The sequence below is a fragment of the Marinobacter sp. V032 genome (assembly GCF_052645435.1).
This window is the reverse complement of the sequence record NZ_JBQXYE010000004.1, coordinates 200,576-223,408: the sequence shown is the minus strand read 5'-3', so window position 1 is coordinate 223,408 and position 22,833 is coordinate 200,576. Positions and strand designations below refer to the sequence as shown.

Annotated in this window: 19 protein-coding genes; 13 read left to right on the top strand and 6 right to left on the bottom strand. The window is 56.2% G+C overall.

The features are described from left to right. Window positions 1-186: 186 nt before the first annotated feature. On the top strand, window positions 187-1,656 hold the full coding sequence (locus tag ACUN9X_RS16855) for an aminotransferase-like domain-containing protein (protein ID WP_445473821.1): 1,470 nt from the start codon (window positions 187-189) through the stop codon (window positions 1,654-1,656). On the opposite strand, the gene ACUN9X_RS16850 is transcribed toward ACUN9X_RS16855, so the two are convergent. Next, window positions 1,657-2,382 carry an SGNH/GDSL hydrolase family protein gene (locus ACUN9X_RS16850; RefSeq protein ID WP_445473820.1) on the bottom strand — a complete coding sequence of 242 codons (726 nt, stop codon included), beginning with the start codon at window positions 2,380-2,382 and terminating at the stop codon, window positions 1,657-1,659. A gap of 309 nt (window positions 2,383-2,691) precedes the next feature. Between ACUN9X_RS16850 and ACUN9X_RS16845 the strand changes: the two genes are divergently transcribed. The 4 genes from ACUN9X_RS16845 (at window position 2,692) to ACUN9X_RS16830 (ending at window position 6,519) form a co-directional block, all read left to right on the top strand. Continuing rightward, the gene (locus tag ACUN9X_RS16845; protein ID WP_260034686.1) at window positions 2,692-3,534 is read left to right on the top strand and encodes a metal-dependent hydrolase; all 843 of its coding nucleotides are present in this window, start codon (window positions 2,692-2,694) and stop codon (window positions 3,532-3,534) included. Between the two features lie 135 nt (window positions 3,535-3,669). Then, the gene (locus tag ACUN9X_RS16840) at window positions 3,670-4,620 is read left to right on the top strand and encodes a DegV family protein (protein WP_445473819.1); all 951 of its coding nucleotides are present in this window, start codon (window positions 3,670-3,672) and stop codon (window positions 4,618-4,620) included. A gap of 201 nt (window positions 4,621-4,821) precedes the next feature. Beyond that, window positions 4,822-5,850, top strand: a complete 1,029-nt coding sequence (locus tag ACUN9X_RS16835) for a hypothetical protein (protein ID WP_445473818.1) — start codon at window positions 4,822-4,824, stop codon at window positions 5,848-5,850. A gap of 12 nt (window positions 5,851-5,862) precedes the next feature. Next, entirely contained in the window at window positions 5,863-6,519 is a 657-nt protein-coding gene (locus tag ACUN9X_RS16830) for a LysE family translocator (RefSeq protein WP_445473817.1), read from the top strand. Between the two features lie 93 nt (window positions 6,520-6,612). Here ACUN9X_RS16830 and fdxA read toward each other — a convergent pair whose 3' ends face one another. Both fdxA and mutS read right to left on the bottom strand, forming a co-directional pair. Then, window positions 6,613-6,936, bottom strand: a complete 324-nt coding sequence (gene fdxA, locus ACUN9X_RS16825; protein ID WP_260034692.1) for a ferredoxin FdxA — start codon at window positions 6,934-6,936, stop codon at window positions 6,613-6,615. Between the two features lie 255 nt (window positions 6,937-7,191). Next, window positions 7,192-9,798 (bottom strand): DNA mismatch repair protein MutS, encoded by a 2,607-nt coding sequence (gene mutS, locus ACUN9X_RS16820; RefSeq protein WP_445473816.1) that lies wholly within the window; start codon window positions 9,796-9,798, stop codon window positions 7,192-7,194. Between the two features lie 424 nt (window positions 9,799-10,222). Here mutS and ACUN9X_RS16815 point away from each other — a divergent pair, with 424 nt between their 5' ends. The 7 genes from ACUN9X_RS16815 (at window position 10,223) to ACUN9X_RS16785 (ending at window position 18,524) form a co-directional block, all read left to right on the top strand. Continuing rightward, complete coding sequence (locus tag ACUN9X_RS16815) at window positions 10,223-11,677, top strand: circularly permuted type 2 ATP-grasp protein (RefSeq protein WP_445473815.1); 1,455 nt, start codon at window positions 10,223-10,225, stop codon at window positions 11,675-11,677. A gap of 2 nt (window positions 11,678-11,679) precedes the next feature. After that, window positions 11,680-12,612, top strand: coding sequence for an alpha-E domain-containing protein (locus ACUN9X_RS16810; protein WP_260034697.1), 933 nt, complete (start codon window positions 11,680-11,682; stop codon window positions 12,610-12,612). A 19-nt stretch (window positions 12,613-12,631) separates the two neighbouring features. Next, complete coding sequence (locus ACUN9X_RS16805) at window positions 12,632-15,106, top strand: circularly permuted type 2 ATP-grasp protein (RefSeq protein ID WP_445473814.1); 2,475 nt, start codon at window positions 12,632-12,634, stop codon at window positions 15,104-15,106. 27 nt (window positions 15,107-15,133) lie between these two features. Beyond that, window positions 15,134-16,033: a transglutaminase family protein gene (locus tag ACUN9X_RS16800; RefSeq protein ID WP_445473813.1), complete on the top strand. Its 900-nt coding sequence runs from the start codon at window positions 15,134-15,136 to the stop codon at window positions 16,031-16,033. Between the two features lie 66 nt (window positions 16,034-16,099). Beyond that, window positions 16,100-16,591 (top strand): CinA family protein, encoded by a 492-nt coding sequence (locus tag ACUN9X_RS16795; RefSeq protein WP_445473812.1) that lies wholly within the window; start codon window positions 16,100-16,102, stop codon window positions 16,589-16,591. Window positions 16,592-16,766: 175 nt separating this feature from the next. Beyond that, on the top strand, window positions 16,767-17,819 hold the full coding sequence (recA, locus tag ACUN9X_RS16790) for a recombinase RecA (protein WP_260034702.1): 1,053 nt from the start codon (window positions 16,767-16,769) through the stop codon (window positions 17,817-17,819). 231 nt (window positions 17,820-18,050) lie between these two features. Further along, window positions 18,051-18,524, top strand: a complete 474-nt coding sequence (locus ACUN9X_RS16785; protein ID WP_260034704.1) for a flavodoxin family protein — start codon at window positions 18,051-18,053, stop codon at window positions 18,522-18,524. A gap of 43 nt (window positions 18,525-18,567) precedes the next feature. Here ACUN9X_RS16785 and ACUN9X_RS16780 read toward each other — a convergent pair whose 3' ends face one another. Both ACUN9X_RS16780 and ACUN9X_RS16775 read right to left on the bottom strand, forming a co-directional pair. Continuing rightward, on the bottom strand, window positions 18,568-18,945 hold the full coding sequence (locus ACUN9X_RS16780; RefSeq protein ID WP_445473811.1) for a PilZ domain-containing protein: 378 nt from the start codon (window positions 18,943-18,945) through the stop codon (window positions 18,568-18,570). Between the two features lie 158 nt (window positions 18,946-19,103). Next, a complete protein-coding gene (locus ACUN9X_RS16775) occupies window positions 19,104-19,388 on the bottom strand; it encodes a hypothetical protein (RefSeq protein ID WP_260034707.1) in 285 nt (94 codons plus the stop codon). Between the two features lie 373 nt (window positions 19,389-19,761). Here ACUN9X_RS16775 and ACUN9X_RS16770 point away from each other — a divergent pair, with 373 nt between their 5' ends. After that, a complete protein-coding gene (locus tag ACUN9X_RS16770; protein ID WP_260034710.1) occupies window positions 19,762-22,173 on the top strand; it encodes a Lon protease family protein in 2,412 nt (803 codons plus the stop codon). Here ACUN9X_RS16770 and ACUN9X_RS16765 read toward each other — a convergent pair. Further along, a complete protein-coding gene (locus ACUN9X_RS16765; RefSeq protein WP_445473810.1) occupies window positions 22,170-22,778 on the bottom strand; it encodes an alpha-ketoglutarate-dependent dioxygenase AlkB family protein in 609 nt (202 codons plus the stop codon). The genes ACUN9X_RS16770 and ACUN9X_RS16765 overlap by 4 nt on opposite strands. Window positions 22,779-22,833 lie beyond the last annotated feature (55 nt).

The window sequence follows — 22,833 nt, the reverse complement described above, 5'->3', positions numbered from 1 at the left end:
TGCCAAATTGAACTAGACTGTGATGGTCGGATTACGCTGTATCTGTGCTGCTCCAGTGAGCGGGTTTTCTGGGACGATGGGGTGTACCCCGGGCAGGCGCGGGCTTTGAGGCAACACTTTGATCCAGAAGGGAACACGACAGCCGGTCCGAAGGGGCTTAGGGCGAACAGGGTAAGGAGAGCAGAGATGACAATTCTGTATGCACAGTTGGCCGACCAGATCGAGCAGCTGATCAACGACGGGGTTTACCAGGAAGGTGAGCGCCTGCCCGGAGTACGTGTGCTGAGCCGCCAGTTTGGAGTCAGTATTTCTACGGTTTTGCAGGCGCACCAGACTCTCGAAAGCCGAGGCTATCTGGAGGCGCGCGAGCGCAGTGGCTATTTTGCCAGACTGCCACGCAAGGATACGCCGGTGCCGACGATGCAGAAGCCCCGTGTCCGCCCCGCTCCTGTGACCGCCCGTGATATGGCGCTGGATCTGTGCTCGGTTGAGCTGAAGCAGATGGTGGCTTTTGGTCCCGCAGTGCCCCATGCGGATTTCCTGCCGTTGCGACAGATTCAGCAGGCGACAATCTGGGCTGCCCGCCAGGGTATGGCGACCCTGGACTATGCCTTTCCCGGTAAAGAGGTGTTCCGGCGCCAGATCGCCCAGCGAATGACGTCTCTGGGCGTTGTCACAACACCTGAAGACATCGTCGCAACTAACGGTGCCCAGGAAGCGATAATTCTGGCGTTGCGGGCGGTGACCCAGCCCGGTGACATTGTGGCGGTCGAGTCGCCGTCTTTCCCCGGCATTCTTCAGGCGCTTGAAGTGGTGGGATTGAGAGCCCTTGAGATTCCTACTCATCCACTTGAAGGGCTCAGTCTGGAGGGGCTGGAGTTGGCACTGGCGCAGTGGCCCATCAAAGCGTGCGTGGTGGTGCCGAACCATAGCAACCCGCTAGGCGTGAGGATGCCGGATGATAAAAAGAAGCGATTGGTGACTTTGCTGGATGATGCCGGCGTGGTGCTGATCGAGGATGATATCTACGGCGACCTGCCACACGAAGGTGAGCGTCCCCGACCCGCGAAATCCTTTGATAGCAGTGGCAACGTGATTTACTGCAGCTCGTTCTCGAAAACCATTTCCCCTGGGCTGCGACTGGGCTGGATCGTACCCGGGAAGTATTTTAACGAGGTGTCCCAGCAAAAATATTTCAGCAATCTGGCGACTGCGAGTATCCCTCAATTGGCAGTGGCGCACTTTCTGGAGCAGGGCGGTTACGATCGTTACCTCCGTACAGCGCGACAGCGTTATCGCGAGGCAACCGAGCGCATGCGCGCAGTGATAGGCCGGGAGTTTCCCGAAGGTACGGCGGTCAGTCGCCCCATGGGTGGATTTGTGGTGTGGGTGCAATTACCTGATCGTGTATCCGGTACCCGTGTTTTTCACCGCGCCCGTGAAGTTGGCATCAACGTGGCGCCGGGTCGCATGTTCTCGACTACCAACAAGTACGAAGACTACGTCCGCATCAATTGCGCCAATCCATGGAGCGAGCGGATCGACAAAGCCATTCGGCAGCTGGGTATCCTCGTCTCTGAAGAGCAGGAAGTGCAAGGCGCCACTTCGGATTCACCGGATGGCGTGAATCATGATATGGCTGCGGCCGGTTCCTGATTATGCTGGCGGTCCGATATGGGCCGCCAGTGTTTCTGCCCACATCCGATAACCGCCAGGTCCCGGGTGGAAACCGTCAGTTGCCATGACGTCAGGACCGTTTTCAAACTGGACACCGATCAGATCGACATTCGGATACCCGCCGACACGTCGGGCCAGACCCATGTTGAATGCGCGTGCCCGCTCACCAAGATAACGCCGCAAGGGTTGTGGCAAAACCGGGAAACGCTCCATCGGAGGTACCGCAGTAAACAGTATCCTGTCCGGCGCATACTGCTGGTTGATACCGGCTATCAGCCGATCGACCTGCTTTAGCCAGCCCGAAACGGAGCATTTTGACGTCACATCGTTCACCCCCAGCGACACCACCACAATGTCGGCGTCGCATGATGGCAAGCGGCTGGCCGCTGTCTCCGTTGTGGCGTCAGGCGGGGGAAGATAGTCGGCCACCTTGCGACCGGTCAGCGCTTCGAGGGTCCAGTGAACCTGGTAATGCTGACTGAGCCTGTCGACCAACTGTCCGCTCAAGGCAATGGACTGATCTTTCGCCCCCACACCTGCCGCTGCGGAATCACCTAAAATTAAAAGATGGAGTGATGGGCCTTTGCCGGCCTGACCGGCACGAGGCCCGCTTGCCTCCGGAAGCCTGGGCGTTGTCGCTCGGACGCGCTTGCCTTGATAAAGCAGCGCAGGGGCAAGCGTCAGTAACATGATGTTGTGCAGCACGATGTTTCCCTCAGGGTATTCAGCTTCTATTCCCCGCAGCGTGAGGGCTGGCGCCTTCGCTGTACAGGGCGGGGAGCTCCTTAGATGTCTAGATTAGGACTTTCTACTGCAAAAAAGCAGCAAAATTGGCCCTTTTTGACAGGTTGTGGTGTCGCTCCCGATAGGAAACCCTGCGTGTCTCGGTTATGCTGGCTTTAATTGAAGCGTTTGCTTTAATTAAGGCATCAGCCCACAGTTTGCGATGACCAGTGACGGGTCAACGACAATAACAATAGAACCATTCACCACAGTGATGAAATGGAGGCAGTTATGTCCGTCAGCTCTACACCCGAAGGGGTCGAAATAGCGCCACGCCATGTCAGTTTCGAACTCGATGATGAACTGAAAACCCTTTGGCATAGCAACAATGTGTTCCGAACTGCATTCTTTAACGCCCTGTCGTTACAGTTTCCTGATGGCGAGCAGCAATTCATCAACGCGGTTCGCCTCTATCGGGACAAAATCAAAGACCCCAAGCTTGCGGCGGAAGTCCGTGGGTTTATTGGTCAGGAAGCCCTGCACGGACGGGAGCATCGGCGATACAACGAAGCCCTGAAGTCCAGAGGTTATGACGTGGATGCGATTGATGCGCGCTTTCGCAAGCATATGGACTGGGTCGAGAAACTGCCGCCCAACCGGCAGTTGGCGGGCACTTGCGGCGCGGAGCACTACACGGCGGTGCTGGCCAATGCGATTTTGTCTGATCCCGAGTGGATGCAGAGCGTGTCCCCCAAAATGCGTGAACTCTGGCGCTGGCATGCCATCGAAGAGACCGAGCATAAGGCGGTCGCCTTTGACGTGTATCGTCAGTGCGTGGGTAATGAGCGATTGCGGAAGATTGTATTCCTGTTCGTCACTTACAATTTCACCAAATATACCTTCCTCAACACCTGCAGCATGCTGCGTCACGAGGGTAAGTTGTGGAGCCTGCGCACCTGGCTCGACGGCATCAACTTCCTTTGGGGTAAGCCTGGCATTGTTCGTAAATGCCTGCCTGAATTCATGGCTTATCTTAAAACCGGCTTTCATCCCTGGGAGCAGGACAATCGTGCCCTGTTGGAGAAAAGTCTGGATGAGCTGAGCGAGCGCTATCCTGAAGCCAAAAGCGCCTGACAGGTATCCGTTAAATCGCGTGAAATTGCTGATAATGCCGGCAAACTGTGTTAAATCTGTCGCCACTTACAAAAATAAACATAATAGCGCCCGGTGCCTGATCATCCGGTACCGGAGTGGCGAACGGAGATAGCTATGCGAGTCGGTCTGATCATTGATTCAGCCTGTGACCTTCCCCACGAATTTTCCCGCAGGCACAACCTTTCCATCCTGCCGGTTACCGCTGTGATCGATGGCCAAACCTATATTGATGATCACGACCCGGTTAAAACCCAGGAATTCTATGAAAGCGGATTACTGCAGAAAGGCCATCATGCTGAAACTGAGGCCTTTTCAGCCCAGCAGATCCACGATCTTTTTCTGAGCGATATCGTCACCGAGTACGACGTTGCAATCTGTGAGACGGTGACACGCTCACGCAGTCTTATATACCAGAATGCCACCGAAGCGATGAACTCAGTGATGTCCCACTACCGGAAGGCTCGCGAAGCCGCAGGTGTATCGGGAAACTTCTCAATGCGCGTTGTCGACAGCAAACAGCTGTTTGCAGGGCAGGGATTGCTGGCAGCGCATACGCTGGATCTGATTGAAAAGAAGCTGTCCAAGAATGAACTGCGGCAGCAGATTGAATCCTTCACTGATCGCATCTACACCTGCGTCATTCCTCGGGATCTCCATTACATCCGCGAGCGCGCCCGTCGTCGTGGTGACAAAAGTGTATCCGCCGTCGCCGCGTTTTTGGGTAAGGCCCTGAGTATCACACCGGTTATCTTTGGCAAAGGTGCAGAAGGTGAGCCTGTCGCCAAAACCCGCAGCTTTGATGATGCGGTTTCGAAAGTCATGGCCTATGCTGCCGAGCGTGTTAAGTCCGGCTTGCTCACACCTTACGTGTGCATGTCATGCGGTTTGTCCTGGGAGGAGATTAACGCGCTGCCGGGGCTGGATAACCTGCGTGAGGTCTGTAAGGAAGAAGGTGTTGAATTGCTGCTTTCCCAGATGGGTATCACCAGTAGTATATACGTCGGACCCGGCAGTCTCTGTTTGGCGCTGGGAGCTGAGGATCACGCGTTTTCCGATTTCCAATAGCCTCCCGGTTTGCCCGAACCGCATTTCCCAACGGCCTGCATGGCGAATCCTGCAGGCCGTTTTGCGTGATAACCTGCCTTTGCTTTCGGTGGTCAGTGTGTTGCAACGGCACGCACTGCTCAGGTGTTATTGGTGCCGCTACTCTTTTGAGCGTATCAATACCTTTCAAAATGCATCGCACAGCCAGATGGATGAATAAGCATGGCAAAGGACTCAGTTGAACCCGCAGCACAGCTCCTGGAACTTCACATCAAACACGAACTGGCAGCGCTGAAGGGAGCCAAGTGCCGCAAGTTTCTCCACACGGAAGTGCAGGAACTCTATGGCCTGGCAAGCCGTGTCACCCTGCGCCAGGCGGTGACAGAAGAACAGATCATGGGCGTGATCCGGCGTCTGGTTGTCAATATGGAACTGGATGGCGGCATTCCTGAACTGGCCGGCGAGATGGCGGCAAAAGTGGCGGCAGCGCCTGTGCAGTCGACCACTCGCCTGGGTGATGTGCTGAGCCGTGAGCAACTGACGGGGTTTGTCGAAGAGATTCTGGTACTGCGCGAGCATCGCGAACGGCTGATAAGCGAGGTGATGGCACACCCGGTCTATCAGGAGCTGGTGTCGAATATCGTGTACCACGGCATCATCAATTACATCTACGAAGACAACCTGATTTCCCGCAGTGTGCCGGGTGTCGGTTCGATGATGAAATTCGGCAAGCGGATGGCGACCAAAGCGGTGCCGGGGATCGATGAAACCTTCGAACGCCGCATCAAAAGCTATTTGAGCGATAGTCTGCCGGGCCTGATTGGCCGCAGTGAGCAGTTCCTCAATAAGGCTCTCTCTGATAGCGAGCTTCATGACAGCATTATGGCCATCTGGAAGGGTGTGGAAGATCGCACTCTGGAAGAACTCCAGGTGGGGCTGGGCGAGATTGAGCTGCAGGAATTTGTAGTGCTGGGTTATGGCTTCTGGCTGGAATTCCGCCAGACCGCCTATTTTGACGGCTGCTGCGAGGCGGTTGTGAAGCATTTGTTTGATAAATATGGCGACCAGCCGTTGACCGAACTGTTGGGTGATGTAGGTGTGACAGAAGAGGTTATCCAGACTGAAGTGGATACCTTCGCACAACCCGTACTCGATCTGCTGCGGGAAGAGGGGTATCTTGAGGCTCTGTTGCGCCGCCGTCTGACGCCTTTTTACTCGTCTGCAGCGGTTAAAAAAATACTCGCTGACTGACGTGAGGTGGATGTGCCGAGTACCGAACTGTTCTGGACGTTCCTGATCGCTATATCGCTGCTGACGATAACCCCCGGGGTGGATACGCTGCTGGTGATGCGCAATACTGCCAGAGGCGGTCTTAAAGACGGCGTGATGAGCAGTTTCGGTATCTGCAGCGGTTTGTTCGTGCACGCGACCTTGTCAGCGGTCGGCATATCACTGATTCTGCTGCAGACCGCATGGGCGTTCGCACTTCTGAAATGGGTGGGCGCGGCGTATCTGGTGTGGCTGGGTATTGCCAGCTTGCGCCAGGCTTTTAGCAAGAAAGCCGATCACACACCTGTCCGTAATGAACCTGCAACCGCTTTGCCGGCAGCCGGCGACTACCGCCCATGGCGCTCGTTCCGTGAAGGGCTTCTGTCCAATGTACTGAATCCCAAAACCGCGCTTTTCTACATGGCGTTTCTGCCCCAGTTTATTGACCCGCAGGGCGCTGCTTTCAGCCAGTCGATTGCGTTGGCTGCGGTGCACTTTGTACTGGCAATGGTCTGGCAAACTGTGGTGGCTGGAATGGTTCTGCACTCCCGTCGCTGGGTGGCGCGGCCGGGCCTGAAACGGCTGATGCATGGGTTGACGGGTGGCGTCTTCGTAGCGCTGGGCGCCAGGCTGGCTGCAACGCAGCCGTAGTTTATCCCGTGCCGGGGGTTGAATTCCGGCCATAAAAAAACGGGAAGACACCTCAGGGTGCTTCCCGTTTTTTATACGGTCGCTGGTCGCGGCTTACCGTTCCAGATACTGGAGTTTGTCGGTCTTGCCGTCCCACTCAGCCGCGTCAGGCAGGGGATCTTTCTTTTCAGTGATGTTGGGCCACTTGCCAGCCAGATCCGCGTTGATTTCGACATAGGCTTCCTGGTCTGCGGGCAGCTCGTCTTCGGAGAAAATGGCCTCCGCAGGGCATTCTGGCTCGCAAAGCGCGCAATCGATGCACTCGTCCGGGTCGATGACCAGGAAGTTTGGACCTTCATAGAAACAGTCTACCGGGCAGACTTCCACACAGTCGGTGTATTTGCACTTGATGCAGTTATCTGTAACGACGAATGCCATGTTTGGGTTCCTGCTTTTCCGATCAATCTCATCAGTCAGCGTCAATTAAGTCTGCGGCAAAAATCCGGCATCCGGGATGCGTGGCCGCGCTTACTGCGCATTATTAATTTTCGAGCGGTATTGTAGGGAGCGGTCCACCAAGTAGCAAGCTTGGTGCCGCGCAACTTTAAGGCTCTTTTATTATAACGATATAGAAGCAGCGGTTTACGCCCCCTCTCGGGGGCCGAACTTGCAAACGACGCTGCAGGCGTTGAATTAAAGCTGGTTTTTAAGCTCGTAAAGCTGGTTTAGCGCCTCCCGCGGCGACAGGCTATCCAGATCAAGCGACGCCAGCGCCTTTTCGACAACGCTGGGGCCGGCACTGGCAAACATGTCGGCCTGATGGCTGGTGTCGCGGGCGCTGGCTTTTCGTGTGGCTGGTGCCGGGGTTACCGGCGTCGCACTGCCTTCCAACCGCTTGAGCTGTTGTTTGGCGTTGGTGATGACGCTCTGGGGAACACCGGCCAGCTTGGCAACCTGAAGCCCGTAGCTCTGGCTCGCCGGACCTTCATGGACATTGTGGAGAAAGACAATGCTGTCGTCATGCTCGGTCGCGGTCAGATGCACGTTAACCGCCAGCGGCAACTGGTCGGCCAGTTGGGTCAACTCAAAATAGTGAGTCGCAAACAGCGTATAGCAGCGCACGTCTTCGGCGAGCTGTTCGGCTGTGGCCCAGGCCAGGGACAGGCCATCAAAGGTGCTGGTGCCGCGGCCGACTTCGTCCATCAGAACAAGACTGTTTTCTGTGGCGTTGTGCAGGATGTTGGCGGTTTCGGTCATTTCCACCATGAATGTTGAGCGGCCACCGGCGATATCGTCAGAAGAGCCCATCCGGGTAAAGATGCGATCAACCGGTCCGACAATAGCCCTGTCCGCCGGGACAAAACTGCCGGTATAGGCAAGCAGCGCGATAAGGGCGACCTGGCGCATATAGGTCGACTTACCGCCCATGTTCGGGCCGGTAATCACCAGCATGCGGCGTTCGTTGTCGATCAGCAGATCGTTCGGCACGAACGGTTCATCGAGCAGCTGTTCGACAACCAGATGCCGGCCGGCTTCAATGTCCATGCCGGGCGCGTCGGAAAATTCAGGCGCGGCCAGTCGCAGGCTGGTGGCCCGTTCGGCAAAGTTGCTCAGTACGTCCAGCTCGGCCAATGCCTGGGCGGTTTCCTGGAGCGGGGCCAGTTCCGAGGCCAGCGTTTCGAGCACCTCTTCATAGAGTGCTTTCTCCCGGGCGAGGGCTCGGCTTTTGGCGCTGAGGGCCTTGTCTTCAAACGTCTTGAGTTCGGGCGTGATGAAGCGCTCGGCGTTTTTCAGGGTCTGACGCCGGATATAGTCGACCGGCGCCTGATCAGACTGGGCGCGGCTGATTTCGATGTAATAGCCATGAACGCGGTTGTAGCCGACTTTCAGTGAGCTGAGGCCCGTGCGCTCTTTTTCTCTGGTTTCGACATCAAGCAAGTACTGGCCCGCGTTCTCGCTGATGTTGCGAAGTTCGTCCAGCTCCTCGTCGAAGCCCTCGCTGATAACCCCGCCGTCCCGGATCACAACAGGCGGGTTTTCGATGATGGAGCGGGATAGCAGATCAGCCAGCTCCGGGTAGGTACTCGCGGCATCCCGCAAGGTGTGGACTCGCGGTGAATCGACGGCTGTCAGTGCGGTCTGCAGATCGGGTAGCAAAGCAAATGCGTCACGCAGTCGGGCAAGATCCCGTGGCCGTGCCGAGCGCAGTGCCACGCGAGACAGAATCCGCTCGATATCGCCGACGGATTTCAGCAAATCATGCACCGGTTCGTAATGAAAGCCATCAAGCAGAGCGCCAACTGCCTGCTGGCGTTCGAGCACGGTGGTTGTGTCGCGCAGCGGACGGTTAAGCCAGCGTCGAATCAGGCGGCCACCCATGGCGGTCGCGGTGCGATCCATCACCCAGGCCAGGGTGTACTGCTGGCCGCCGGTGAGGTTGGTGTCGATTTCGAGATTGCGTCGGCTGGCGGCATCCAGAATCACCGCATCTTCCCGGCGCTCGCGGGAGAGTTTACGGATATGCGGCAGTGCCGTGCGCTGGGTTTCGCGTGCGTACTGCAGCAGGCAACCGGCAGCTGACAGCGCCTGTGTCAGATCCTCGCAGCCAAAACCAGTCAGATCGCGAACCTGCAATTGTTGGGTGATCACCCGTTGGGCTGTGTCCCGCTCGAATAACCAGGGCCCTTGACGGCGTACACCGGTGAAACCTTCCAGAATGTCTGCGAACGGAAAATCTTCGCTGATCAGAATTTCAGCAGGGCGCAGGCGTTGCAATTCACCCTGCAAGGATTCGACGCCGCTGAATTCGGACACGCAGAACCGGCCACTGGAAATATCGAGCGATGCCAAACCAAAGTCTTCCCGATGACTGGCAATGGCAACCAGCAGATTGTCGCGGCGGTCTTCCAGAAAGGCCTCATCGCTCAGTGTGCCTGGCGTGACAATGCGTACAACCTGACGTTCGACCGGCCCCTTGCTGGTTGACGGGTCACCAATCTGCTCACAAATGGCGATGGACTGCCCCTGGCGCACCAGCCTTGCGATATAACCTTCCGCCGCATGATAAGGCACACCCGCCATAGGAATCGGCTGACCGCCGGATTGCCCGCGTGCGGTGAGCGTGATGTCCAGCAACTCTGCCGCCTTTTTGGCGTCGTCATAGAACAGCTCGTAAAAATCACCCATCCGGTAGAACACCATTTCATTGATGTGCTCGGTTTTGATTTTCAGATACTGCTTCATCATTGGCGTGTGCTGGGACAGGTCGGTGGGGGCTCTGTCCTTCAGGACTTCCGTCATTCTCGCTCCGGTTCTGGGGCTGGCTGGGTGTGCGTTGGTGCGGGGCATGGCACTGTCAGCATAGGTCTGTGCAGCCTGTGAAAGCTGGGATATGGCCCGCGTCAAATGCGCCCAATGTTAACACGGGCGATTGGGCTGCAACATGCAAAAAGAAACGGGTCTGTCGCGAGCGAACTCGCATAACAGCGGGTAGCAGCTACGCTTGATAATAAAGAGGCCGAGCGTTTCGAGGTGCGACCTGCGTTGGCGCAACGCAGGTGTTACCGGGAAAAACACCGTTTGCTTCGATTGTGATGATGCGCGAATGGCGGATGCTGTTATGGGGGGGATGGCATCCCCTTTGCTGGATGTCCAGAGACGACGCCCTTGCCGAACTCCTTCATGGAGCTAAAGCGCACATCAATCCCAATGCGGGGAATGCACTATGAACGAACCCATCGTACTCAATGCCTACCGTCCTTACCCCGGGTGTTATGACGAACTGGTGGATGACGGCTGCCAGGCACGATCACAAGCCACGGCCGTCGCGCGGTTCATCGCGCACAATGGCGCTGATGAACTGGTACGCCGGCAAGCACAGCTGGATTCGACGATAGCAGCTATGGGCATATCATTTACCGTCTATTCCGACAGCCAGAATATTGATCGAGCCTGGCCGCTGGATGTGGTGCCCCGGGTTATTTCCGCAGCGGACTGGGAGAAAACCAGCAATGGCCTGAAGCAGCGTCTGCAGGCACTGAATATGTTTATCAATGATTTATACAACGACCAGAAAGTCATCAAAGACAAGATTATTCCTGGCGAGCTGGTTCTGAAATCGAAGAATTTCCTTGCGCCCTGTCAGGGCATCAAACCGGCGCACGGCGTCTGGGCGCACATCTGCGGCACTGATCTGGTGCGCGATGAAATAGGGCGGTTTCTGGTGTTAGAGGATAACCTGCGGGTGCCTTCCGGTGTCTCCTACATGCTGGAGAACCGGACGGTCATGAAGCGGGTGTTCCCCGAACTGTTTGCCGAATCAACGATTGGTCCGGTCGACAACTACCCGTCACGGCTCTGGGAGATGCTGGCCTCATTATCGCCACGCCAGGACCTCACGCCGGTAGTGGTGGTACTGACGCCAGGCATTTACAACTCGGCCTATTTCGAACACAGCTTTCTGGCGCAGCAGATGGGCTGCCAGCTGGTGGAAAATGTCGACCTCTACGTCGATAACGACATCGTGTATATGCGCACACTGCAGGGGCCACAACGCGTCGATGTCATCTACCGGCGGGTAGACGATGTATTCATTGATCCGGAGGTTTTTCGCAAGGATTCGACGCTGGGGATTCCCGGCGTTATCCGTGCCTGGCGGGCCGGAAATGTGGCCATTGCCAATGCACCGGGTTCGGGTGTGGCGGATGACAAGGCGGTCTACGCATTTGTGCCGGATATCATTCGTTACTACCTGAGCGAAGAGCCGCTGATTGAGAACGTTCCGACCTATCTGTGTATGGATGAAAAACAGCGTGAGTATGTGCTCGCCAATCTCGACAAGCTGGTGGTCAAGCCGGCTAACGAGTCCGGCGGTTACGGTATTCTTATTGGCCCCCGGGCAAATGACGAAGAGCGAGCTCAGTTCGCCACTGCAATTCGTGAAAATCCCCGTAATTTTATTGCGCAACCGACACTTAATCTTTCGACTGCTCCCACCTTGTGTGACGAGATACTCGAGCCACGCCATCTGGATCTGCGGCCGTTTATCCTGCAGGGCGAAAGCGTTTATTGCACCACTGGAGGGTTGAGCCGGGTTGCATTGCGGCGTGGCTCGCTGGTGGTCAACTCCTCCCAGGGGGGCGGTAGTAAAGATACCTGGATCGTGGCGGGGGAGGGCTGATCATGCTGGCAAGAACCGCAGAAAACATGTATTGGATGGGCCGCTACCTTGAGCGAATGGAAGGCACAGCACGGCTGATTAATGCGACCACACACATGCTGATTGATTCGCATCAGGACGCCCGCATCAGCTGGCCGGTGCTGATCGACGTGCTGGGCGAAGATCCTCAGGGATTCATTCAGGAAGGCAGCTCAAGCGAGCTGGGGGTTATGCATTACCTGATTGAAGCAGAAGACAGTCCGGCATCCATTCGCAATTCGTGCAATCAGCTCAGAACCAACGCACGCTGCGTGCGCGAGGTGATTCCCCGGGATTTCTGGGAGGAAATCAACTCTCTCAACCTGTTTATGCAGACCGAATGCACACTGGCCTCCAGCCGGGTGCGCCGTTACAGCTTGATGGTGGAGGTCGTGAGGCGTTGCCAGATGGTCGTTGGGGTCATGGACGGTACCATGCTGCGGGATGATGCATTCTGCGTATTCAACATCGGTCGCCATCTCGAACGGGCTGACATGACGACGCGGATTATGGATACCCTGATTCTGCAACAGCTGACACCTACCGAAGGCCATTCTTCCCGGCGCCAGTTTCAATGGACATCATTACTCAATGCCCTCGGTGGAACAGAACCCTACCGGCGTTATTTTGCGCAGGAAGAGGGAGAAACTGACGTTATCGACTTCCTGATGAGCTATCCTGAGTTTCCAAGGTCGATTTGTTTCTGCCTGCAGAAAATTGAAAGTGCAGTGAAGCGCTTGCCCCGCTCGGACGGTGTGTTGGCCGCCATAGCCCGACTGCGTGGCGGCGTTGACTCAGAGCCGCTGGCATCGCTTTCGACAGAGCGGTTGCACCTGCTGATCGACCAGATACAGGCGCGGTTCATTGACCTTCACTCCGCCCTGACGGAAGAGTCGTTTAAAGCACCTGATACCTGATAAATCACAAGGTTCCTCGATGGACTCGAATGATCAGCCCCTGACACTGGATTCACTGGTTGAGGCGTACCAGCGACGAAGCAAGGGTGTCGACGAATGGATCGCAGCGGGGGCGGAAGGGTCTGACTGGTCCCGGATTATTGGCTGGCTTATGGGCCAGGGCCCTGAAGCGCTGGCGAGCCTGACATCGGATCTTCAGCATCAGTTGCGGGAGCACGGTGCTACCTTTGACCCCCAAAGGCAGCAAAACCGGACACTGGACATCATCCCATGGGTGATCGAAACGTCAGAGTGGGCTCAGGTAGAGGCCGGGCTTATCCAGCGCCGCAAGTTGCTGTCGGCAGTGCTGGACGATCTCTACGGCGATCAGTTGTTGCTCAAGGACGCGACGCTCCCGGCGGATCTGATTTACCGCAATGCCGAGTACCTGATCCCTTGTCATAACCTGTTACCTGAAGGCCGCGACTGGCTGATGTTGTTGGGGTGTGATCTGGGGCGCGATGAGAGTGGCCGCCTCACGGCTTATGGCGATTGCTCACAGGCGCCGGGTGGCATGGGCTACGTGCTGGAGAACAGGATAGCTCTGAACCAGGTATTGCCCGAGCTCAGCCAGCAGTTCCAGAAAAAGCAGCTATCGCAGTTTTTTCAGGAACTTCAGAAATCTCTTGTGCCGCACATCCCTTATAGCAGTGAGCCCTTGATCGGTTTGCTGACGCGCCATCACCGGGACGGCCAGTACTTTGAACATGCCTTTCTCGCGAATTATCTCAATCTCGCGCTGGTCCATGGTGAGGACCTGATGTTCAAGGATGGCCGAATGTGGCTGAAAACGCTCAGTGGGCTTCAGCCGTTGGACGCGCTGGTCCGGTATTTGCCGGACATGCTCAGCGATCCGCTGGAACTGGATTCGGGTATCACCGGCAGCCCCGGGTTACTTCAAAGCATTCGGCAGGACAACCTGCTGTGTTGCAATCCACCCGGGGCTGCACTGATCGACAGTGGTGCCTTGCTGCCTTACATGGAGCGGTTATGCCAGCGAGTGCTTGGTGAGTCGCTGAAACTGCCATCGGTGGACGCCTATTGGTGTGGAGACGACATTCAGCGACAGCAGGTGATGGCAGATCTTTCGGACATGATCATTCATGATCTTGAACAGCCCGGTCAGTGGCTGTCATTTGCCAATTCAAGTCGTCAGCAGCGGCAGGAGCTTTCGGCCCGTATAGATAGCGACCCGCAACGTTACCTGGCGCGCCAGGTACTGCCGTTAAGCACGGTGCCGGTATGGCGGAGTCGGGAACTGCAATCGCGCAGCGTGACTTTGCGCAGTTTTGTTTTGAAGCACGAGGAGGGCGATCGGCTGATGCCGGGCGGACTGGCCCGCTGTCACGAATATCCCCTGCAACTTCAGCTCGGGCTGAAAACAAGTTTTATGGCCAAGGATGTCTGGCTGAGTAGTGATGTGGGCGCGTCTATCAGTCTGTTGCATAGCGCATTGACCAGCGTGCGGTTATCCCGAAAAGCCGGTTTGCTGCCCAGTCGGGTAGCGGATCATCTGTTCTGGATGGGGCGTTACAGTGAGCGCCTGAATTTGGCATGTCGCGCGATGCGAGCGACTCTGCCTCTGGCCAGCACCGTCGAGAAAGAGGACGAGCTGGCCACCCTGACACCGTTGGTGGCCTTCGCGTGCAAAATAAACGGTGGTCGGTTCCACCCTACCAATTCTGCGGCTGAACTCACCGAACAACTGAGCAGCCTGTTTGTGCGCAACCGCAAGGACGGCCTGCTATCGGTGCTCCAGGCCTTGATCACCAACGCCCAATCCGTGCGGGAGTATTTCTCTGAAGATACCTGGTATGTGCTGGAGCGACTGCAAAACGCATTGAATCAATTCCCCACGCAAGGCTCGACCTCACGGATGGATCGGGCGCTGGATGAGATTATTCTTCTGCAATCCGCAATCTACGGTCTGAACAACGAGACCATGAGCCGCACACAGGCCCTGCGCTTCATGGATATTGGCAAACATATCGAGCGTGGCTTACAGACGACATCGCTGCTCACCAACGTCTTTGTGCAATCTACCAATCCGCCGGGCGTTCTCATGGAGGCGGTGCTGCGAATGGCGGACACGCTGATGACCTACCGTCGACGCTACCGTGCCGAGTTGCACCCGCTCGCGATTATTGATCTGTTGCTGCTTGACGAGAGCACGCCACGATCGGTGGGGTACCAGTGCCAGCGGCTGAAAAGACAGGTAAATCAATTGCCCGCCAGGGATTCAAAGCTACCGCGACTGAATGCAGAGCAGAGGCTGATGGTTGAACTGGTTACCTTGCTGCAATTGGTCGACCTCGAAGCCTTGATGAGCGAGAGCGGGGAGCCATCACCTCAGTTGGGGGAACTGCTGCATCATGTCCATATCATGCTGAACCAGTTGTCAGAGGCGATTACGCTGGCGTACTTCAATCACACCGATATTCCGCGGCCGATTTAGCGGTAAAGCAGGGCAGGGCCTGGTCATATGAAATATCAGATCACCCATAGAACGCAGTATCGCTATCAGCAGGATACGGCTAACTGCTACAACCTGGCCTGCATGCTGCCTCGGACAATGTCCTACCAGAAGGTGGAGTCGAGCAGGCTTCAGGTCAACCCGGCACCCTCCAGCCAGTATCAGCGCCGGGACTTTTTCGGCAATCAGCAGACCTTCTTCCATATCGGTGCGCTCCACAGCCAACTAGAGGTGACGGTAGTCAGCAAGGTTGAGGCCATGCGCCGTTATGTCGCGGGGCCATTGGAGTCGTCGATGCCCTGGGACGACCTGACCCGGCACCTGGCACAATCAACCTATGACGCCGCTCTCGATGCCCGCCTGTTTTCCCACGGCACGCGCATGACGCCCTGCGATCCTTTACTGGCAGAGTTTGCCCGCCAGGATTTCAAGCCCGGTGTACCGGTGCTTGAGGCAGCGCGACGACTCGCTCATCGCATATTTGAGGAGTTTACCTTCGAACCGGGCTTTACCACACTGGCAACACCGGTGCGTACCGTGCTTGAAACAAGACGCGGCGTTTGCCAGGACTTCGCGCAATTGGCGATCAGCGCCCTGCGCTCGCTCGGACTGCCGGTGCGTTACGTCAGCGGATATCTCGAAACCCTACCGCCGCCAGGGCAAGCGCGTCTTGTGGGAGCCGATGCGTCCCACGCCTGGTTCAGTGTATTTGATCCCGTGCTGGGTTGGATTGATTTTGATCCCACCAATGACATGATGCCGGATGAGCGCCATATCACAGTGGCTTTCGGTCGGGATTATGCCGATGTGGTGCCTCTAAAAGGCCTTATGAGCGGCGGCGGGGAGCATCAACTCAAAGTGGAAGTCGATGTTATGCCGCTGGGGCTGGATGGCGCCCCCCTTTCCTGAAGTCTCGCTGTTGCAAGATGTCAGCGCCTTTGATGCAATGTTGGACACAGAGATGAGAGGCGCAGCATGTCCTATTCCGATGACCGATTACTTGAAGCGGCTATAGCGCTGGGTGATACCTTGCGCAGTCAGCAATTGATGATCGCCACAGCCGAAAGCTGCACCGGCGGCTGGGTGGCCAAGGCTCTCACGGATCTGCCCGGAAGCTCGGACTACATAGGCTGCGGGATTGTCAGCTATTCCAACGAGGCCAAGCAGCAGTTGCTGGGCGTTAGCACTCAATCCCTGCGAGATCATGGCGCAGTCAGCGAACCGGTTGTACGTGAAATGGTCGCGGGTGCTCTGGCGGTGACCGGAGCGCAAGTGGCTGTGGCCATCAGCGGAGTGGCAGGTCCAGGGGGGGGAAGCGAGGACAAGCCGGTCGGAACCGTATGGTTTGCCTGGGGGCGAACACCCGCAGATACGCAGTGTGTATTTGAGCATTTCAACGGTGATCGGGACAGCGTGCGACGCCAGGCTGTGCTCTATGCCCTGGATGGCGTGCGTGCCTTTCTTTAGTCTGAACCGGAGCCGGCACGTTATTCAGACCATAAAAGTCCTGCCTGAAAAATCGACACTTGGCCCATCAGATCTGTTGTGTTTTAATACTGTTCAAATATACAGGGCATGACCAGTCGTCGGTCCGAAAAGATATCACCGCATTCCGGCAAATCAATACGAGGCTTTGGCAATAATGGAAGACAACCGCAAAAAAGCGTTGGGCGCAGCACTGAGCCAGATCGAACGCCAGTTTGGTAAAGGCGCCGTCATGAAAATGGGCGACCAGCCGCGGGAAGCCATGCCGGCTGTCTCCACCGGTTCACTCGGGCTGGATATTGCACTGGGTATTGGCGGCCTGCCTTACGGGCGGATCGTTGAAATCTACGGGCCAGAAAGCTCTGGTAAAACCACGCTCACGCTGCAGGTGATTGCCGAAGCTCAGAAAGCCGGTAAAACCTGTGCCTTCGTGGACGCCGAGCATGCGCTGGACCCGGTCTATGCTGAAAAGCTGGGTGTTGATGTTGACGAACTGCTGGTGTCTCAACCGGATACCGGCGAACAGGCGCTTGAAATTGCTGACATGCTGGTTCGCTCCAATGCGGTTGATGTCATCATCGTTGACTCGGTTGCAGCGTTGACGCCAAAGGCGGAAATTGAAGGCGAGATGGGCGACTCCCACGTTGGTCTGCAGGCACGTCTGATGTCACAGGCACTGCGTAAGCTGACCGGTAACGTCAAGCATGCTAATTGCCTGATGGTTTTCATTAACCAGATCCGTATGAAAATCGGCGTTATGTTCGGTTCGCCGGAAACCACCACCGGTGGTAACGCGTTGAAGTTCTATTCATCGGTGCGCCTTGATATTCGCCGCATCGGTGCAGTGAAAGAAGGCGACGAGGTCGTGGGCAATGAGACTCGCGTCAAAGTGGTTAAAAACAAGGTATCGCCGCCGTTCCGCCAAGCGGAGTTCCAGATCATGTACGGCAAGGGTATTTATCACATGGCCGAAGTGGTCGACCTGGGCGTCAAGGAAGGCTTTGTCGATAAGGCCGGCGCCTGGTACAGCTATAACGGCGACAAGATAGGGCAAGGCAAAGCCAATGCCTGCAAGTTCCTGGAAGAGCACATGGATATTGCCCAGGAAATCGAAACCAAGATTCGCGAAAAGGCGATGCCGAAGCCGGAAGCTAAAGATGCGAAGGAACCCGCAGCCGTTAGCGAAGAGGCGAATGGCGAGCTGATCTGACCGGTTACGGGTTCGGATTGAGAGACTTAGCGTAATAGCAGTGTGTAAAGCCGACATCGTCATGGTGTCGGCTTTTTTGTTTTGGCGCCGCCCGCGCTTTGAATGGCTGCCACAGGTACTAATTGCCAAAGTATTGGGTGGGCAGGCAATCCAGATCGCATCCGGCGAGTGGGTGGCGTTACACTGAGTGGGGCGGTAAACGAAAGTTGATGTCAGGCATGGAGGCAGCCAGTGGCTGAACAGCGAAAGAAATTACTGGTCGTGGCTCACGCGCCATCCCCCAATACGCGCACTCTCAGAGACGCCATTGCGCGTGGCGCGTCCAACAGCGAGATCGAAACTGTTGATGTCACTGTGCTCGCGCCGCTGGATGCAGGGCCGGACGATGTGCTTGCCTGCGATGCCATTATCCTGGGTACCACGGAAAATTTGGGCTACATGAGCGGGGCGCTGAAGGACTTTTTCGACCGCAGCTACTATCCGTGTCTCGAGAAAACCCAGGGCCTGCCCTTTGCCTTTTATATCCGTGCCGGCCATGACGGTACTGGCACGCAGCGGGCTATCGAGTCCATTACCACCGGATTGCGCTGGCGTTTGATGCACGAGCCCTTGCTCTGTCGTGGTGAATATCAGGAAAAATTCGAGACGCAGTGCGAGGAGTTGGGGCTATATCTGGCTGCCAGCCTCGATGCGGGCCTGATCTGACGAGAGGTGGGGTTTGCGGGCTTTTTCCTGATATGGGAAATTGTTATCCCGCCAGGCGGTTATAAAAACCCTCGATTCTGGAAAGCGCGTTGTCCACCGCACGCGAGTAACTGCTTCGGCTTTCGCAATAGCTGAACTGGATGCCTAGCCGATAACCTGTTTGATACGGATAACTGCTGACCACGCGAGCCGAAACCCGGGATTCGGAGATATATTTGCCGGCGAAGTCGAGCAGCAACCGACACCCGTTTTCGAGTGGGCGAGGGGACAGAACGGCGACGCCATAGCGATTGATGTCCAGGCACAAGACGTCAGCTTGTGATTTCTCTCGCCCGAGAAATCCTTTTTCTCTCAGCTGAACCTGCAAACACTGGGCTTCGTAACGCGTCTTTATTCTGCGGTCTCCAGAGCTTATTCCCATACACCGGTTTCCACTTCATTGTCATTGTTGTTTTCGAGCTGCCCGGAACACATTTGCGTGGCCCGGGTCTTCATTTTAGATGACCCGGGCTGGATAAAAAACGTTCAAGTCTGTGACTGTGACCCCGGTCTCAAATGGGGTGCAAGCATCGTTCGAGTTCAGGCTGACGTGTCCAGCAGCTTGCCACGCCTGTCTTCTGCTGCAACTGGCGTCGCACTGCGGTGGTGAAGCAGAGAGGGGCTGCGTCGGGAAGAACGCTTGCGGCGGTCTTCTCCCTTGAACTCGGCCTGCCGTTTTCGGCGATCAGGACGGAGTCTTCGGTCTGAGGACTGGCGTCTTGGCACTGGTGGTGCTTCCGGTGCCACCGGAATGCGTGGTCCGCCACTGGTTTTTTTCTGATCCAGTGTACTGAGGCTGTAAGGCGACGAGCGTGGAATATCCATGGTAATAAAACCCTCACGAATGATGGCCGGCCGCCGCCGGTTCATCATCAATTCACAAGTTATCGTTGCTGGTCTGCGTTCTTTTTATGGAGCTGATATTAACCAATAACGGCAGGGTTGAGCAAAACTTGAACACCGTTGCATTCTCGTGATCCATATCGGTATGGATTTGAGGGTGTGTCTAAACGAATGCGCGTGGACGAGCGGGGTTTCACAACGCTCGTTGCAGGTCTGACTTCTGTGGATGCCGCCGCCAATTGCAGAATAGAGAAGCCTTGGATGGCGACAGAGCAGCACACACCTTCTACAATGGCCCCTTATATTTTCTATGCTTTGTTATTCACTCTGAATTTTCCGATAACAGGACGGCGCCTTGAAGTCATTGCCACTGAATCAGCTTTACAAGAACTGCGTCATCAAGGATTTTCCTTTTAAATCGACCCGTCAGCTGGAGCCATTGGAAGAAATCGTTGGCCAGAACCGGGCCCAGGAAGCGGTAAGGTTCGCGCTTGCGATGCCTCATGGCGGTTACAACGTGTATGCAGTTGGTCGTGACGGGCTGGGTAAGCGCACCATGATGCTGCGCTATCTGGAACACCATGCCGACAGGGATACCGAAAGCTTTGACTGGTGCTACGTTGCAAATTTCGAAGATCCGCGCGTGCCCAGAGTGTTGCGTTTGCCGGCGGGTGAGGGGCAGACGTTAAAGCAGGACATGGAAAAGCTGATGACGCGCCTCACCAAGGTGATTCCGCAGACTTTCGAAGGCGACAATTTTTTGGAGCGCGCAGAGCAGCTCAAAACCGACTTCAGTAAAAAGCAGGATGACCAGCTAGAAAAGGTGGCGCTGCAGGCGAAGCGCAAAAAAGTCAGTTTGTCGGTGACCACTCCCGGCGGTTACCGGCTAGTGGCGATGAATGGGACCGAGCCGCATACCCAGGAAACCTTTGCCGAACTTACCGAAGCCCAGCGCGATAAGTTCGAAGATACGATCAACAAGCTCGAGAAAAAGCTGCGGGCAGCCTTGCGTGCTATCGCGGAGCTGGAGCAGGAATATACCGACAGTCAGCAGGCACTGAACGAGGAAACGCTTGAAGGCATTGCCGGTCATCAGTTGGAAGCCCTGATCGCTCGCTACAAAGGGTATGATGAGGTCGTGAGTTATCTGCAGGACGTGCGCAAGGATCTGTCCGATAATCTCGAAATTTTCCTCGAAGAGAGCGAAGAGCAGACAGCGATTGCCTATGCTTCGCTCGATCGTAAAATGCCGCGTCGCTACCAGATCAACTTGCTGGTCCATCACAAAGATCAGAGTGTTCCGGTCATCGTTGAGGATAATCCGACTTACCACAACATGTTCGGTTACGTTGAAAATGTCACCTTCAAAGGCACGGTGTTCACTGATTTCTCACTGATTCGCCCCGGTAGCCTGCACAAGGCCAATGGTGGCTATCTGCTGATGGATGCGAACAAGGTGCTGGAGCAGCCGTTCGTCTGGGATGGCCTGAAACGCGCGCTTCGGGCCCGCAGCCTGCACATCAATTCGCTCGAAAGAGAACTGACCCTGTCCGGCACAATATCGCTTGAGCCTCAGGAAATTCCGCTGAACGTCAAGATCGTGCTGTTCGGTGACCGTGAAACCTGGATGCTGCTGCAGGAGTACGATCCTGAGTTCTCGGAACTGTTCCGGATTACGGCGGATTTCGAGAACGAAATGCACCGCACGTCGGAAACCCAGCTTCAGTACGCGAAATTTATCGCCAGTGTGGTAGTGGACAAGAAGTTGTTGCATTGCGAGCGCAAAGCGGTGGCGCGGGTCATTGAGTACAGTTCGCGGATTGCCGAGCATCAGGATCGCCTGTCTCTGCATGCGGCTGATATAGCCAACCTGCTGCGTGAGTCTGATTACTGGGCGCGGCAGGCCGGCGCGCGGATGATTCAGGCCACTCACGTCGAGCAGGCGCTGGCCAGCGCCCGATATCGCAGTAGCCGTATCCGTGACCAGTACTTTGATTCGATTATCGACGGCTCCACGCTGGTGACGACCGAAGGCACCCGGGTCGGGCAGGTTAATGCACTATCCGTCCTGTCTGCCGGTGGATATGAGTTCGGGATGCCCAACCGGATTACAGCGACCTCCTATTACGGCGATGGCGATGTGATGGATATTGAGCGTGACGTCAAACTCGGCGGCAATATTCACTCCAAGGGCGTCATGATTCTGACGTCCTGGCTGTCATCCCGCTTTGCCACCACCGAGCCCATGCATTTGTCGGCCAGCCTGACGTTCGAACAGAACTACGGAGAGGTTGATGGTGACAGTGCATCACTTGCCGAGTTGTGCGCGCTGGTGTCGTCGTTGTCCGGTATTCCGGTAAGACAGGATCTGGCGATTACCGGCTCGGTAAACCAGTTTGGTGAAGTGCAGCCTGTTGGCGGGGTGAATGAGAAAATTGAAGGCTTTTTTGAAACCTGCAGAATAAAAGGTTTCACGGGTACGCAAGGCGTGATTCTGCCTGCGACTAACGTGCAGAACCTGATGCTGGACAGCGCAATTGTTGAAGCTGTGCGGGAAGGCAATTTTGCAGTCTACCCGGCCACAACCGCTGAAGAGGCGATCGCTCTGCTTCTGGATTATCCCGCTGGCAAGGCCAACGCGAAGGGACGGTACACGGTTCGAAGCGTATTCGGCGCGATCCAGAAGCGGCTTGATACCATCCGTGATAGTGATCGTCATGAAGGTGAAGCCGAAAAGCGTACACCTGCGGAAGAAACCAAGCATTAAGCTTTGTGGGGCGATGGTGTCGGGATTGAACGGAATGTCAGGTTGAACCGGTCGCCGATGACCTTACGGGTTTTCGGCAACTGGTGTTGATAGTGTGTTTGCAAGCCTGGAGGCATGATCAGCAGGCTATTGTGAGGCAGAGTGAACGAGGCGAACGTCCGCGTTTTACCGACCGGCCGGAAATGAAAGGTGCGGGGTTGGCCCAGCGAAAGCGAGGCGATCAGTGGCGCCGGCCCGAGCTCCGGTTCGTTGTCGCTGTGCCAGCCCATGCTGTCACTGCCGTTGCGATACCAGTTGCACAGAACAGAGTTAAAGTGAGTACTGCTGGCGGACTCGACCATGCGCTTGACGTCTGTCAGCCACTGCGGCCAAGGCTCCGGTTCAAGGTCAAGGCCTGAGTACCGATATCGCGCCGATGCATCGCCTATCCAGCACTGCAGGCGAGGCGACCAGACCCAGCGTCCATAAAGGTGCAGGCGAGCCTGATACCAGGGTAGTAGCGACAACTGTTGCGACGCCAGCCGGTCAGCCTGTGTCTCTGGCAGCAGGTCGTGTATGAGCTGGGCCTTGAAGGGCGGCAGGTCGATTAGCGATGCGTTGGACATGGCGGCTGGCCTCCGTGTTGGCTCAATACGTTCAGTCTTCAGAGGTTTGTGTTAT